This window comes from Pseudoalteromonas sp. APM04, from assembly GCF_022809815.1.
Taxonomy (GTDB): Bacteria; Pseudomonadota; Gammaproteobacteria; order Enterobacterales; family Alteromonadaceae; genus Pseudoalteromonas; species Pseudoalteromonas marina.
Map to the genome: position 1 here is coordinate 3,056,750 of NZ_CP094441.1, position 16,111 is coordinate 3,072,860.

At 40.2% G+C, this 16,111-nt stretch carries 10 protein-coding genes; 2 read left to right on the forward strand and 8 right to left on the reverse strand.

Annotated elements, in window-relative coordinates; translation table 11 throughout:
- Positions 1-110 precede the first annotated feature (110 nt).
- Both MTP24_RS14155 and MTP24_RS14160 read left to right on the forward strand, forming a co-directional pair.
- Positions 111-1,541: an ATP-dependent helicase gene (locus tag MTP24_RS14155; RefSeq protein ID WP_243531784.1), complete on the forward strand. Its 1,431-nt coding sequence runs from the start codon at positions 111-113 to the stop codon at positions 1,539-1,541.
- Positions 1,542-1,544: 3 nt separating this feature from the next.
- Positions 1,545-2,204: a DarT ssDNA thymidine ADP-ribosyltransferase family protein gene (locus MTP24_RS14160; protein ID WP_243531786.1), complete on the forward strand. Its 660-nt coding sequence runs from the start codon at positions 1,545-1,547 to the stop codon at positions 2,202-2,204.
- Here MTP24_RS14160 and MTP24_RS14165 read toward each other — a convergent pair.
- The 8 genes from MTP24_RS14165 to MTP24_RS14200 form a co-directional block, all read right to left on the reverse strand.
- Complete coding sequence (locus MTP24_RS14165) at positions 2,197-2,886, reverse strand: hypothetical protein (protein ID WP_243531788.1); 690 nt, start codon at positions 2,884-2,886, stop codon at positions 2,197-2,199. The genes MTP24_RS14160 and MTP24_RS14165 overlap by 8 nt on opposite strands.
- A gap of 35 nt (positions 2,887-2,921) precedes the next feature.
- Entirely contained in the window at positions 2,922-4,433 is a 1,512-nt protein-coding gene (locus MTP24_RS14170; RefSeq protein ID WP_243531790.1) for a restriction endonuclease subunit S, read from the reverse strand.
- Positions 4,430-6,058, reverse strand: a complete 1,629-nt coding sequence (locus MTP24_RS14175; RefSeq protein WP_243531794.1) for an N-6 DNA methylase — start codon at positions 6,056-6,058, stop codon at positions 4,430-4,432. The genes MTP24_RS14170 and MTP24_RS14175 overlap by 4 nt, the downstream gene beginning before the upstream one ends.
- Positions 6,059-6,069: 11 nt before the next feature.
- A complete protein-coding gene (locus MTP24_RS14180) occupies positions 6,070-7,065 on the reverse strand; it encodes an Abi family protein (protein WP_243531797.1) in 996 nt (331 codons plus the stop codon).
- A gap of 239 nt (positions 7,066-7,304) precedes the next feature.
- Positions 7,305-10,829 carry a type I restriction-modification system endonuclease gene (gene hsdR / locus MTP24_RS14185; protein ID WP_243531800.1) on the reverse strand — a complete coding sequence of 1,175 codons (3,525 nt, stop codon included), beginning with the start codon at positions 10,827-10,829 and terminating at the stop codon, positions 7,305-7,307.
- 271 nt (positions 10,830-11,100) lie between these two features.
- Positions 11,101-13,665, reverse strand: a complete 2,565-nt coding sequence (mobF, locus tag MTP24_RS14190; protein WP_243531803.1) for a MobF family relaxase — start codon at positions 13,663-13,665, stop codon at positions 11,101-11,103.
- Positions 13,662-15,332 carry a type IV secretion system DNA-binding domain-containing protein gene (locus MTP24_RS14195; RefSeq protein WP_243531805.1) on the reverse strand — a complete coding sequence of 557 codons (1,671 nt, stop codon included), beginning with the start codon at positions 15,330-15,332 and terminating at the stop codon, positions 13,662-13,664. The genes mobF and MTP24_RS14195 overlap by 4 nt, the downstream gene beginning before the upstream one ends.
- Entirely contained in the window at positions 15,329-15,619 is a 291-nt protein-coding gene (locus MTP24_RS14200; protein WP_243531808.1) for a hypothetical protein, read from the reverse strand. Before MTP24_RS14200 ends, MTP24_RS14195 begins: the two co-directional genes overlap by 4 nt.
- Positions 15,620-16,111: the final 492 nt, after the last annotated feature.

The following is a 16,111-nucleotide window of genomic DNA, read 5'->3' on the forward strand; positions in this document are numbered from 1 at the left end:
AGAGTATGCTTGCTTCAAAATTAGTTTATCACTAAGTTAATTAAGAGTACTATTAATTATCAAAAGGGTATATTTACTAATAATCAGTAAGTTAAGAAAAGGAATTTCAATTGTTAAAGCGTATTACGTTGGTTGGTGAACAAAGAAAAGTTCTCACATTAAATCATGAAGGCCCAATACAAATTAAGGGGGCTGCCGGTAGTGGAAAGACTACCGTGGCTGTTTACCGTGCATGCCATTTAATGGATACCCATGCTGATATGTTTGAACCTAGTAAAGTCGCTATTTTCACTTTCGGTACAACTCTATCAAATTATCTATCTACGCTAACCCATAGCCTTAACGAAAATGATTACTCTAGTATGAAAATAATAAACTTTCATAAATGGGCTTTTGCTTTTATCCTCCAAAATGGTAAAAATTTGTTTGGGAAAACACTTTTCGATAATCAAATACAGTCAATATTGGCTCAAATAATCCGTTCGATTCCTAAAACTACCGAAAATTCACGAATTCTGAGTAAATCCCTAGATTTTTTCACGGATGAAATTTCATGGTTGAAAGGTAAGCTTATTAATTCTAAAGATGAATATATATCAACAGTTCGCTCTGGAAGAGGCACAAAGGACAGGGTTACAGCTAAAGATAGAGAAACTATATGGGAAGTTTTTACAAAATATAATCAAGCGTTGCTAGCGCAAGGTAAGGTTGATTTTGATGATTATGCCTTGCTAACTCTTAATATTATCAAGGAAAAAGGCAATGCCTTTGATCCTCCTTTCACTCATTTAGTGATAGACGAAGCGCAAGATTTAAATAAAGCTCAAATGGCAGTATTAGTTAAAATTGTATCTAAAACAACTAATAGCATCACAATAATTGCTGATGCAGCCCAGCGTATTTATAAAAGTGGTTTTAGTTGGAAAGAAGTCGGTTTAAACGTGGCAGGTGGTAGAACAGTCGAATTTAAAATAAATTACCGTAATCCCCAACCAATAGCCAAAGCGGCATTATCATTATTAGCCAAAGACAATGACTCTGAAGAGTTTACGAGTGTGGAAGTTAATACGACCGACGGTGATAAACCGGTTATTAAAAAATGTAATAGCTTATTTGAAGAGTACGCATTTATTGCTGCAAGCATCCAAAAAATAACACGTAACTCACCGAATGAAACAGTTTGTATATTACATCGCACCAATAGAGGTGTAGATAATGCAGTTAGACAATTAGCTGGGTTTAACATTGAGGCAGTAAAAGTAAAAACTAATGATAGCAATAGTTCCGTAGTTAAAGCGTTAACTATGCAGGGAGTCAAAGGGCTACAATTTGACCATGTCATTATTTTAGATTTAAATGACGACAATTTGCCTATTCTGTCAGGCTTTAGCGAGCCTGACGACGACCTTCACTTAACGACTGAAAGGCGCTTACTATATACTTGTATGACACGAGCAATGAAATCATTACTCATTACCTATTCCGGCAAACCCTCTCGATATATCGCTGAGATAGACCCTAGTTTGATTGAGTTGCAATAGTCAATGACAATCGCACAACGTATTAACGAAAGAAAAATCGATAGCCTCTATCATTTCACTACTATTGAAAATCTATTTAGTATTTTAGAGCGGGAATTTATTTATTCCCGAACTTTAATCGATCAACTTAAACTAACAAATGATGGGTTTTACACTGGGGACTACGTTGATCATATGGACCCTGAACGGCTTGATGGTTTAAGAAACTACATTAACTTAAGCTTATCTCGACCTCATTGGTATTTATTAAATAAGTATTCTAAACGCCCAGAATTAAAACATTTTGATTGGTGTATTTTGCAATTAAATACTGAACCTTTATTGCGGCCAGACACTTTGTTTTCAGTCTGTAATGCTGCTTCAAATGCAGCAAAAAATTATGGTATTTATCCAGGGTTAAATGCGTTCGACAACATGTTCAAAGAGCAAGTTAAAACGCCATCAAAAACATATAGTAGACAAAACCTACCGTCGCATTTCACCACTGATATTCAAGCTGAAGTGTTAGTCAAAGATCAAATTTCGATTCAAAACATTAAAACTGTTCATCTCCCAAGCGAAAAAAAATTAAAACAGTACCAAGCAGCATTTAATTTACTTTCTTTAAAGTCTGACTTATTCGCAGTAAACGAACCATTATTTACTGCGCCTATCCTTAGATAAGATTCTTTTGTACAGGCTTCTGTGTAGTTTCTCCTACGTCTTGCATCATCAGTTGCTTATATTTATTCGAGTCTTCTAAAACGGATTGTAATTGACCTGAGTTAAATAAAGCAATATACAGCGCAACAGAGCGAGCCTGACAATTAAAGCTTTTAGCCGGATTGAATTCTATATCGGTAAAACTATCAAACGCTAAAACGGCTGAGGCTAATTCACTTTGACGATGTAATGCGTTTATGTATATCCAATCATAAAATAAGGTTTTAGGCTCCAAAGGCCACACACCTTCTTTTCCTCTAAAACCGACCATATCACCTGATTCTTTTAATCGAATATCACGTTTCGCCTCTAGTGGTGTTGTTTTTAACAAATCTTTAAATGGACCTCCCTGTTCAAATATCTTTGCTGCTTGAAAAATGTTTTCTACAGCCACGTTTTGGCCATTGCCTAATTCAACTTTTAAATTAAATGCACTAAGGGCAGTGCCTATTTCCAAACTACTTTTCGAAGAAATCTCTAATGACGACTTCCCTAGCCCTAATGCATCAATAGCTTCATGAAACTCCACAATTGACTTTTGTTTCTGCGAAACGGCAAAGCCAGCATGCCACTTAAATTCAACCATAACTTCCTTAACAAATGGGAAGTCCTTTGACGGGATAAAAACAGGTCTACTGGCCATTGTGTGTTGTTCCCTTTAATATTCTCATATTGTTTTTATTTTGCCTTTTTCACTGCTTTCTTCTTGGGTTTCTTTTTACTTGAAAGCGTGTCGCGTTCAGCCTTAATCTTCGCTAGTAAAGCTTCCGCAGAATTTTCGCCACTAATTAACTCAGGGCTCTCGGCGCGCCAATCGGCAGTGAGTTCACCACGAAAGGCTTTGGCTAAAATGGATTGCGTCAGGTTATTTACGCGCTCAAGGGCGGCATTGGCTTTTTGCTCGATGCTATCAGCAAAGGCGAACAGTTCTTCGACTTGACGGACGATTTCGGCCTGTTCTTCAAACGATGGCAATGGAATTGGAAGCGAGTTGCACGAAGTTTTATTTAAGTAGCTTACTGTTGTAGATGTGGCTTGTGCTTCAAAATATTTAACATTTGCCCTAATGCAATATGCTAAATATTCAGCTTTAATAGAACTGTTAATTATAAATGCATGAAGTTGCTGGTTAATTACAGAATCTTCTTCCAATACAGCAGATAAACCTACTCGACCAACACAGGACATTATTACATTACCTGATTTTATAACCTTTGCTTTATATTCCAAAACTTCTTGCTCACTGAGACCATTCTCAATTTTTGAGTAATCAATCCAAATTGAGTGTTCTCTAAAGTGAGGTGTTAAAAGCCAATGATAGCCACCACTAAATTTCTTTGGTTTATCCCTATTAGGAACAATTGACTGACAGATTGATCCAACTCGTACCAATGGCCACCCTTCGATATGTCGAACTACTAAATCAAGCTCATCTGTTCCTATAGAGGGTGCTTTAGCTAATTTTTTTCCAAAATTTCCATGAGTAACCCCTTTTAAGAACAGCTCATCTTCAAAATTACTCGTATCAATATTATGTGAGCTACACTGTGCTCGCCACTCTTCAGTCAATTTGCCACTGACGGCGGCGGCGAGGACGGATTGGCGGAAGGTTTTTAGGATTTGGGGGATGCGGTCGAGGCGGGCTTTGCTGGTTTCCACCTGCGCCAATAGGGTGTCGAGCTTATCGGCAATCACTTTTTGTTCGGCTAGGGGGGGGAGAACACAATGAAAACCAGCTAAAGATTTAGGAGATAAGTTCGGCTGCAATGTTTCAGAGAGACCAGCCTTTACTTGCTTCATAAATTCTTCAGTTCTAAATTGATAGAGAATAAAGCTTTCTGGTAAACATTTATCTGCTGTTAGCTTTGCTACACGTTGATTCAGTAACCCTTGATTGCGACTCTTTGGATAACGGCATATTTTCAATTTTTCATTTGTTATTGGCCGAGTCAGAGCAATTAATAGGTCATCACCTGAAACGATATAATTAGAATAATCATCTAGGTATTGGCTAGGTAAATACTCTTGATTTTTCTCAACATATTCACCGTATTGAACATTCGAAATTTTTACAACTGGAACACCATCACTAACAAAGTCTTTGCTCTTAAATGCATTTCCAGAAAGTACATTACAAAATCCCTGAAGCTCGGATCTCACCCATTCTTTCGGTATCACATTTGATTTCATGATAACTCCAACGCCGCCAGCAGCTCATCAATTTCACTTAACGCCGCTTGCAATTCGTCTTTGGCTTCCCTCGCTAATACCGTAGGCTCTGGTAAATCAGCAGCATCAACACTATCTTTGTCTTTTAGCCAGCTAATATCTAACGAGTCGCCTTTAGTATTGGCTATCCAGTCGCGGCTAAAACTGCGCCAACGGCTATGTAATAACTTATCGTCAACATTTTCGTTTTCAACTGCGGCCTGTTTGTCTACTGCGATTTGTTCAGCGCCAAAGCTGTATTCACCTTGTGTGCGGGCTGCGAGTATTGTGGCAATATCTTGTTGTCGCGATAAATCACGACCTACAGGATTGTATACAGCTTCAAACGGGGCTAAGTGGCTATCGCCAAAGGGGGTGCGTTTGCCAAAGCTGGGCATGTTAGTACGCAGGTCGTATACCCATACATTTTCGGTGCAATTTTCTTGCTGGTATTTGTCGGTCGCACTGCCCTTGGTAAAAAACAGCACATTGGTTTTTACCCCTTGGGCATAAAAAATACCCGTCGGTAAACGTAAAATAGTATGCAAGTTACACTTATTCATTAAATCGCGGCGTACGTCGGTGCCCACGCCAGCTTCAAACAATACGTTGTCGGGCAATACTACAGCGGCGCGGCCACCGGGTTTTAAATTGCGGTAAATGTGCTGTAAAAACGCCAGTTGCTTGTTGCCTGTTTTATAGGTTAAATCGTCACGGGTATTGCTAGCCTCGCCTCCTTTGCTGGTACCAAACGGCGGGTTAGCCAAAATTATATCGGCGCCTTTTAATGCTTTACCCGCATCGCCCAGTGCGTTCCCTAAATGTATTACGCCCTCGTCGTCGCCTTCCATACCGTGTAACAAGCAGTTCATTAATGCTAAACGGCGCGTGTTAGGTACAAGCTCTACACCCACAAATGCGTCGTTTTTTTGAAATTCAGATTGCTTGCTGTTTAAGTCAAAATAATCATCTGTTTGCTCACGCATGTATTGATCGGCAGCCACCAAAAAGCCTGCGGTGCCCGCAGCGGGATCTTGTATTACTTCGCCAACTTGCGGCTTCATGCAACGTACCATGCTATTAATTAACGCACGCGGGGTAAAGTATTGACCAGCGCCCGATTTAGTCTCACTGGCATTTTTCTCTAATAAACCTTCGTATAAATCGCCTAGGCCGTCTTTAGCGGCACTAAACCAATCAATTTGATCCAGCGTTTTAATCATTTGCTCTAAATGGCGCGGCTCACGTAAGCGCGTTTGCGCATCGGCATAAATGGCGCTGATTAATGGATCTTCGTGTACTTGCACTTCTTTGGTTTGGCCTGGGTTTTCTGGGTCGGCCTCAAGGCGTTTACCGGTTGAGAGGGCAAATAAAATGGCCTTGTAATCATTTAATAAATTGATGCCTGATTTGTCACTGATATCCTGCCAGCGACAGCCGATTGGCAACGGGTGTTTTTTTAAGGTGCCAGCTTCGGTGTTTTCGTGCACCATTTTAATAAACAGCAGTAGTACCAGTTCGGTAACGTAGTCACTGTAGTTAATACCGTCGTCACGTAATACGTCACACAGGTTCCAAAGTTTTTGTACAATGTCGTTATTCGTCATGAAAGGTCTCGTTAAATAATCTGCCAAAACGGGTCTTGCTGCCAATCATTTGGCAAACCCATTCGGGCTAATGGTGTATTCGGGAATTCATTAAAAAGCTCGGCTAAGCGTTGCTTCCAACTCGCGTGTGGCGCGCAATAAATCATGAAGTGTTGCAATATTGGCAAAATAACGGCCGCACGAGTATGCAAATTTACATTGCCGTTTCGTAAGTAATCTGGCCATGCAACTCGTCTACTTTTAGGCACGGCTGGTTTTATGCCTAGCTCTCGATTCCATAATCGACTGTGGTGGGCACAAATATTTCTCACCGCAGTTAGGGTGTGTAACCAAGATTCCAGTAACGGCGCCTCTAGCCCTAGCCCTCTGGCAATAGCTTTTTTATCGCTGTCCTTACTTAAATTTTTGTATAAATGAGATAAAGTGCCTAAAGTAATTTCTTCCACCATGGCCCAATTAGGCATGAGTTGAGGTGTTGAATAAGTTAGCGCGTAGTGCCGCGCATAGCTTTCTTGTTGGCGCTTTTGTTTTAATTTTGCTTTGCGCGTTGAGTCAGTTTTCAGTTTATCTATGCGCTGGCATTCTCTATGGTAATCGCGCAGTTCATTGTCTTGCTTGCGACGGATCTCGTCTAGTAGGCGGTTATGCTGATCATTATTTTTAAAATGCTTAGCATCTAAATACCAATGGCTTTCATAGGTAGTGCCCATATGATTGCTTATGTGGCCACGAACCGCAACTTCTGCCCGCTCAATGGCGTCTATCACCAATAAACGCAAACGACGGTCAAAGTCATATAGCTCTGCTAACTGACGAAACCCCGTACCCGCGATAAAGTTATGCTGTGCATTGACCTGAAACGGCCGCATATAAGGTGTAAGGCGAAAGAAACTGACTGATTGTAAAAATGCCAAAGCTCGGGGTCGATCAAGGATGCTCAACCCACGCTGTTGCAGCAGAGTAAGCTGTTGCTCTGGAGTAATTGCTGGTTTATTAAATGCCATCATTGCCTTATCTCATTTTCGTGCAGGCAGATTGCAGACATAAAAAACCCGCACGATTTGAGCGTGGCTACAAGAACCATAGGCTTGGCGGGTATATTGCGGGAGATTATAGGTAGTAAAGCTAACTTAATCAAGCAGAACATGTGCAGCGTATAAGTGTAATAACAGCTCATTTCTATACATATATGCTGATATATATATAGTTTTTCATCTTTTTTATACATATTACCGCTCACCTTTTGCTAACCTAGTTTAGGCCATATGGCTTCACTAAGTTCTTCTAATACAGTATCAAGTTGATTATTCAATACTTTATCAAATTGCTTTGCGCCGCCATGCTCGCCAAAGCGGTTATTAACAAAGTCACGGTCAATAATGACTTCATGTACGAGTTGTTTAGCTAATCGGTCTAACCACTTGCGCTGGTTAGGGTTCCACTGGTGGCTTTGGTAAATGCGCGCCATAGCCTGCGCAACTCTTTGTTCAAACGGAACCAGTGCCTCTCCTAATGCCGCACGACGAATATGGCCAATAATGCTCGCTGCAATATCTTGATTAGTTTGGTTACGCACTGCACTTTGCAGCTTAGGCTCGGTGTAACCTGCACCATCAAGCAGCAGCTTAATATCTTTGAGCTGGGTGCGATTTAAATCGCGCGGCTTGTTAACAACCGCAGCAAGCGCTGCATTTTGATTTAATTGTTCTTTAACGAACTGATTAAAACTATCGAGGTAATCTTCTGGTTTTTGATGCGCACCATAGCTTTGGCTGCGATCGCGGATTTCATCGTGATGCTCTGAAATAACAGGTTGTCGCTCGCTGCCTAGCAAGCTATTTACTTCTGCTAATTGATTTAATAAACCACTGTGCTGGTTTATAAACGTTGCCGCTTGTTTTGGCCCTAGCTGGTTTAAATGGGTGTGCAAGCTTTTTGGTTCTACGCCCCATGACTCTTGTAACTCATCTAACTTTTGCTTGAGGGCTGGTTTATTTTCTGACTTTTTCTGTGCCTTACGTAATACCCGCATCACCTTTTGGCTTAGTTGACTCAGCACGACGTCAGCATGGCTTTGTTCTGGCGTATCGCCTGGAGCACTAAGCGCTCGTTCGAGTAGATCAGGATTGGTAATTTCATCCACTAATTGGTCGAGCGTAACGTTCGGATCTCTTACCAAGGGCTTCATGGTATTAACATCTTGCAATGCAGCATAGATATCTACTGGGTCATAAATGCGAAATACGGTTTTACCTATGTCATCACAGCGGCGGGTTGCACGCCCAACCATTTGCTCGTATAAAATGCGAGATTTTACTCGGCGCATAAACACTAAGTTACAAATTTTAGGCACATCAATGCCGGTCGTTAATAAATCAACGGTAATGGCAATATTAGGGTATCGCTCGTTTTTATATTGGCGGATAAGCTGCTCTACCTTATCACTTTGGCCAGTTACTTTAGCCACGGCAGCCTGATTATATTCGCCGTTATAAAGATCTTTAAAAGCCTCATCGAGTAAGCGTTTTACCATGTCGGCGTGCAAATCGGTGGCACAAAAAATCATGGTTTTCTCGTCACCAAAGGGATCTAGCTCTTGCACAAGTTGCTCACAAATAACACGGTTGAAGTTTTCGTTAATAACTCGGCGGTTAAACGCGTCAACTTCGAAACTTAGTTCGTCATCGAGTTCGGCGCTTTGTACTTCACCAGTTTGCGTGTTAATAGCGCTAACTTCCTCACCTTTGGTAAAAGTAATGCCATTTTGTGTCAATAAGGTTTCATAACGAATCGGTGGTTCGTGATCGATTAGCCAGTCGTCAGCTACTGCTTCTCTGTATGAATAGGTATAAACAGGTTTGCCAAAAATATCACTCGTGTGTTTTGCCGGTGTCGCCGTAAGTGCAATTTTTACTGCATCAAAATAATCTAATACTCGGCGATAGCTCGACAAGTATTGGCTGGTGTCGCGAGTAGCCAGTTCACCCTCTGTCATTTCTTGATCGAGTGTATAACCTCGGTGGGCTTCATCAATTATAATGCAATCAAACTGATCTAGCGGTGGCGGGTTATCACTCATAAAAATACGCTTAACCATAGCTTGAACAGTTGCAACTTGTACGCGGGTTTCTGCCTCGGCCGCCATATCACCTAGTTCTGCCACATTGTATATCTTTGATAATGTGTGATTTTGTTCAAGTGGCGCTTCGTTAAAAGCGTCTATTGCTTGTTGCCCTAGAGCTGTTCGGTCGACTAAAAATAAAATTCGCTTGAAGCGTTCAGCTTTTAAAAAGCGATACATTAAACCAATAATTGTACGGGTTTTTCCGGTGCCTGTTGCCATTGCTAGCAAAGCATGACGAATATTTTTCGCTAAGGTATTTTCAACAGCGATAATCGCTTTTTGCTGGTAATCACGCACTTTTAAGTAGCCAAAAGGCTCATCTTTTAGTTTTTGTTGGGCGGCGTCTTTGCTGCGCTTAAGTAGATCCAGCAATCCCTCTGGGGTATGAAACTTTGGCAAAGCGCGTTTAATATTCGCAGGCTCGCGTACATCACGAAACCACGTACCTGATTGTTCAGCAAGTTGAGGTACATACGGGCGACCGTTACAGGAATAAACAAACGGTACTTTATAGTGGCCATCCTCTTCATCTGGCCATGCTATGGTCAACCCTTGTAGCTCCCAAGCAGGTATTAAAGAGGATTGAACATTCAAGCCTTTACTGTATCGCTCTGCTTGTGAAATTTTACCTGCAACATTGGTGTTTTCTTTTTTAGCTTCAACCACAGCAATAGGTGAAAGGCCTGCAAAAAGTACGTAGTCAGCACGCCCTTTTTTTCCTTGATATTCAGTAGGCCACTCAGCAATGGCGATGTTTTTTCCTTTCTCTGGGCGAGTGCCATTTTTATAGGTAAGTACTTCAGTATCGACCTCCCAGCCAGATTCTTGTAACTGTTGGTCGATTAGAATACGCGTTAACGCTTCATCCAGGACGATATGCTGAGTTGCAGCTTTTGAACTTGTACTTAGCTTTTGCTTATATGAGGTGTTTGACTCTTCATCTAGGTTTGAAAGCTTAGTTTGTAACTCTGCTATCTTCTTTTCGTAGTTTTGCTTTTGGTCAGCAAGCGCTCTTTCATGTTCTTTAGCTTGCTCCGCTAGATCTTTGGACTCTTGGTCCATTTCAAAAGCTAGCGATTCATATTCTGTTTTTTCTTTATTTATTAGTTCGTTGAGCTGTTGGCTGGAGTCAAGATCGAGATTTGCTTTTTGTAGGTCGACTTTTAAGTTATCTATTTCACTTTGTAGACTGCGTAATTGCTCACTAGGGTCATGAGGGGGAGTAAAAGCTCCCGGTTTAAATGATGTCCCCTGCTTACCAAATGACTGATGAAACCATATTGCTAACTTGCGTGCGACAACTAAGCCGTTGATGGCTTCTTTATGTTTTGTTCTAAATTTGTGAGTTGCTTTATTCCCTTCAACCCTTAGCGTATGAAAAAGGTCTTTAACGACCTGATCTAATTGAAGCTCTCTACTGATTCTGTGTATTAATTCAAGCTGCGATGTATTGTCTTCAAAGTTAACTCTTACTAATACAGCAATGTGTTGCGCAATCGCCTCGCCTAGCTGTCTCAATTTAATTAATGTGGTATTAGGGTCACTAGCAAACGCTTTTTCAGCCGCACCCGCTAGCTCGACAAAAAGGTCGTCGTGTTCAGAAAGAAAGTAAAAATTTCCCGTTTTATTATCCACAGCTAACTCCATTTAAGCACTTGCTTTAACTTATTGGGCATCTACTTATTCAACTTATATTTTTATTGTTGAATACCATTAAGTTTATTACTTTCAGCCATAATACCAATATAAGTTAAAAATTATACATTCTTAATCAAAAAGATATACATACAAAAAACGGCCACTTATTTGTGGCCGTTTTAGTTGCATACTTTTTAGATTCATACTTAAGCGACATTTATGGCTAAAATAAGAATCAAGGAAAATTAAGGGGTACAATCATAAAGAGAGATTTAACTCGCTAAATGATAAATTCTTGCTCCATAACTTTCATCTCTTTATTTAGAGCAATCTCAAGCTCCTTCTGAGATAAATACTCAGAAGCTAATTTAGGACGATTATCACTCGACATATTTTTCGATAAAGCCTCGCGTAAACCTCGCTCACGAGGTGCATGTTGAAAGTTATCAGGAATATCTTCTTCTAGCTCTTGTGAGTTAACAAAAATATGAGCCTTGTCTTTATGGCGGGAACAAGCAACATAGGAGTGAGCACGATCCATGTATTGTGTGTAGTAAACAAAAACATCACCATCAATGGTTAATCCTTGTGAGCTATACACCGTCTGTGCGTATGCCTGCGTAATATATGTTCGCCCCTCATCATTTGAGTATGAAGATGACATAAACTGAGTTTCACGCCCTGAGTCTAATTTAACACGAATCCAAATATCGCCATCATCCATTAATTTAATTTTGGTTACTGTACCTATATCACCGTTGGTATAATTTCTGTCATAATCATTTTTGGTAAACCTAATACGCTCACCTAAAGATATGAGCACATCTATATCGCGATCACTTACAACACCTTTCACCAATACGTTTTCGTTACCTACCAATCCTTCCGATTGAAGCTGAGACCGCATTCCATTGTTTAGTTCAACTACATCCACCCAGCTTTGTGCGATAACCATGGAACGCTTTGTTGGCTGTTTATGTCTGAATGAGGTCCATTCACTAATAATCTTTTCTTTTGCTATTTGTTCATTGTTTTCAAAATAAAGCTGTCCATGTTTATCGTATTGAGCCAATGCTTTATTAGCATGCCCATCACGAAAGTCTGCAACCGCCTGTCGATCCCATGTATTACTCTGCCGGCGAATCGTTTCAACTCTAGCAGCTCCGATCACTTCAGGACTTGATAAATAGCGTAATACGCCGCCATGTTCGATCGCATCTAATTGCTTATCCTCACCCACAAGAATTATTTTAAAATCTAACTCCTTTGCAAAGTTCATTAATTGTTCAAGCTGGAAAGTACCAACTTGACCTGCTTCGTCAATGATTAGCACACCACCATTTGAAATAGGAGGCCTATCAGTATCTAACCATGCGAGAAGTCGAGTAATTGTTAATGACTTGATATGTGCTTCATTTTTAAGATTTTTGGCAGCAGATTGGGCTACAGATGCGCCTAAAACTTGCTTACCGATTGATTCGTAGATATCTCTTACACATTGCATTGAAGCTGATTTACCTGCACCGGCCGAACCTTGCAATATAGCCAGCTGAGATTCCATACAAACGCTATACACGCCAGATTTTTGTTCATCACTCAACTGAATTGATTGATTGTGGATATGATGCTCAACTGTCTTTAATGGTATGTTAGCCCAATTACACCCAGCTAAATACTTGGCGCTTTTAATTAGTGATTGCTCTTTTTCTAATACATTTCTGGTGGTAAAAATCTCGTTGTGTTTTCTGTCGGTACCAAGCTCAATGGTTGATTCGTTGTCGATTAAGTTTTTGATCACTGCGTGCAGTGATTGAAGCGACTGGCCAGACTCTATGGCCTTAACACCTCCAAGGAAAAAGGCTTGTTGTCTCGTGAAGGTAGACGATTTCTCAGTAAGAAGGTTAACAAGCGCTTCTTTGTCAAAAATTCCCTTAGGAAATAAACTTGCATTATCTATGGTCTTATCCAGAAGTTTTTGAACATCTAATTGTGATAGGCCAAGCGTTGATAATTCTGTTTGCCACTGTTGAAAAAAATCAGCTCTGTTGATTTCACCTTTTGCATCACGCGTACTTAATGAAGCAAGATCTCCCGAAACGGAAGAACGATTTTTAATACCACGCTCTTTTAGTGCATCTTCAATTTGTGCTGAACGTTTTGAAAAGTGTTTGCATATTGATTTAGGTATGCCAATAACTCTGAAGGCATCACCATCTAACTCTGTTTCAAAACCTAAACCTCGAATGGAATCAGCTAGGCTCACCTTGTAAACCATTCCAATTGCTTTTTGCCAAAGCATAATGGTGCGTGAGTCTATAGATCCCCATGTTCCATCTTCTCTTGGAGCTATGTTTGCAACAATTACATGCGAGTGTAAGTGGGGGTCAATAGCTCGGCTAGTGCTATGCTCAAAAGCAGCTGCTACCAATCCTGCGACTTTTTCTCTGTAACAACCTGCTTTACCCCTGCGTGTAAATGCGGCGTACTCTTCGATAATAGCAATAGCCTTTTTTACTGCTCTTAGTTGGGCAGTTTGTATTTTTTTTCGCAATTCTGGATCAGCGGCAGCCCATAAGACTGAGACTGATTTTGGCGCATTAAGTGTAAGATCCCAACCCAATGTATGGTTCTTACCGGCATTCTGGCACAAAGCTGTTTTGCCACAGGGAGAGTAACCTTGTAACAGGTTGCTTAACACATCAGATGTGACGGGCCCTTTAAGTTTTAGCAATAATGCAGCTGAGCCACACCATTTCCCATCTGGTTCGCCGCCCTTCAAGTAGTAATCCTCAGTAGCTAAATCCAAGTAATATTCAGCGCTTCCAATCTTTGCAAATGTCATCATTTGGCTCCCCTCCTATTTAATCTGTTCTTGGTCTTTACTAGAGGAGTTCGCTCGCGAGTTGGTTTTATGATGACAGCTTCAGCTACCTTCTTATATTCATTAATTGGCCAATTAAGACGATAAACAGCATTTGTTCCACTTATTAATGCGAAACCTTCGATTCCGCTTCTTAAGGTGGGTTGAGGCAGATGAATTAAGTCTTCGGGTTTAACAATAGCTATATCTTCTTGATGCAGAGAATTAGACTTTTCTCCCTTTTCATTAGTTGTTGCAGTCTGATATTCGACCCTTCTTTTACCTAAGGAGTCTGATGCTTTTTCAGCTGAATCACCAGTTGGAGCGAGCTTGAATGTAACTACATTGCCAAATAGCCCTAGCACTGTATTTGCGTCTTCTTTCCCGTATATCGACTCAAGTTGGGAAAGTAGTTGAACACCAGCAATCGTTTTACACCCTTTACTTCGTCCTAATGCTAACCAGGTTTCTAACCGTTTAGATTTATTCAATGTAGCAAGCTCATCCAGAATAAGCCAAATTGACTCTGTTTGGGTATCTGGCTGGGATAACACTTTATTGGTCAATATTGCGAGTAACGTGGTTATTAACGCTGAACTCATCAAGGGTGAAGTAAGGTCTCCTTGGACAATGAGTGTTTTTTTTGCTCTCGCCTTTAACCATTCTCCAATTGAAAATACATCGCCGCTATTTTGGTTTAGTTCTCCAAGTGTTTTTACCCAGGAAAGCTGAGTTGCAATCATGGAACGAATCGATGCAGTAGTTTTATCTTCTGGTTTAATAAACGTCGCAGCCTGAGGGTAAGAGCCCAGCCACTTTAGTAACTCTTCATCTTTACAGAACAAGTGTTTTGAGAGTTCAGCCCAAGACCAAGGTTTACCAGCTTTAATAAGACCAACAATTACACCAATCAGCACAACCCGAGCAGAATCGACCCAAAAAGTTTCCTTGGTTATATTGGATGAGATAACTGCTTCGGCAAATACTTCAGCAAGTCCAACATCAGTTATATCCAAACCTAAATTCCAATTTAAGCTGCGCTCATCTTTAGGGCTCAACAATAAGCAATCGTTCACCAAAAATAGTTCGGTATATTCGCCTTTGATGTCGTAAATCAGTGCACGATCTTTACGCTGAAGTATCTGTTTTATTAAAGACTTAATTAAGTTCGATTTACCCGCGCCTTGCATCCCCCAGATAAGAAAATTTCCAACTTCTTTTATCAAGGGGATTTGAAATGAGGGATGTATAAATAGTCCTCGCGTACCTTCTCGTTTTGTAGCACATTTAAAATGATATGTTGCTCTCGCACCTTTAAGTAAGCGCGGACCACGTATATGAAATAAGTCAGTTTGGTTAAAGTGCTTAACTCGAAACTTCCAAACCATTATAGAAGCGATAAGTGTTGATAAAATTAGTATAGATAAGCTACCAAACATAGCTGTTGATGGCACAGAAAAAACAGTGGGTGCTTGTTGCAAAAGAAAAGCTGATAGTAGTAAATTTTTGCCCCATACAACTAGCTTAACTAATACGGATGAACCCCCAAAGCTTTCCATAATTGTTATTTCTGAAATCAAGAAAATGATGCAAGAGAGAATCAAGGCAACAGTAAGGTGACTCCACTTTTGCGATAACTGCGATTGCCTCATCTTGCTCTCCTTGCCAACTTATTACTGATAGAGTCTTTAGCAGCATGAACTTCATCAGGATTAAGCCCTGCAACAACAGAGGTAATCACAAATGTGTTTTGAGCAATTTCAGCTCGCAGATTGTTGATCAAATCACGCAGCTCAACCTGTTTCTCGGCGCTCTGAATTCGTTGACGTGCAATTTCTGCTATCGTCGCTCCTTGATTTTCAGCTTCTAAAGCTAAGCGCTCGAAGTCTTGAGCAGTTAGGCGCACACTGATTTGCTTACTAGTTTTTAAGCTTTTCATTTTTGTCTTCCTTGAATTTAATGAAACCATTTGTAAATATTTGGGTTAGCAAAGCTATTTACTTGAATTGATCTCAGTTTAAATTTTGTCTCTTTCAGTTAAAAATATTGGCTTTACACGAATTCCGAATGTGACTTGGTAGCATCATAGGTGCTGGGGTGTAAGAGCATTTTTTTCACTTAAACAAACAATCCTTTCAAAGTGTCAATGAGCCAAACTTTTAATCCTGAACTCATGCACACTTCCAATATCATGACAGGTTTTTCTGGATCGGGCAGAAACAAAGTAAAATATTTTTTATATGTAAAAAATATACTGTCATCTCAAGGATTTAAATAATCTGTTAAAGAATAAAGTGAACAAATTTAATTTTTTACAAAAAATATCACTGAATAAAACCAATTAAAAAACAAACCTAATACATTGATAAATAATATTTATTTTTTTATCGGTCCAGTTCTGTCTAATACGCTAACATCTACATCGCCTCCA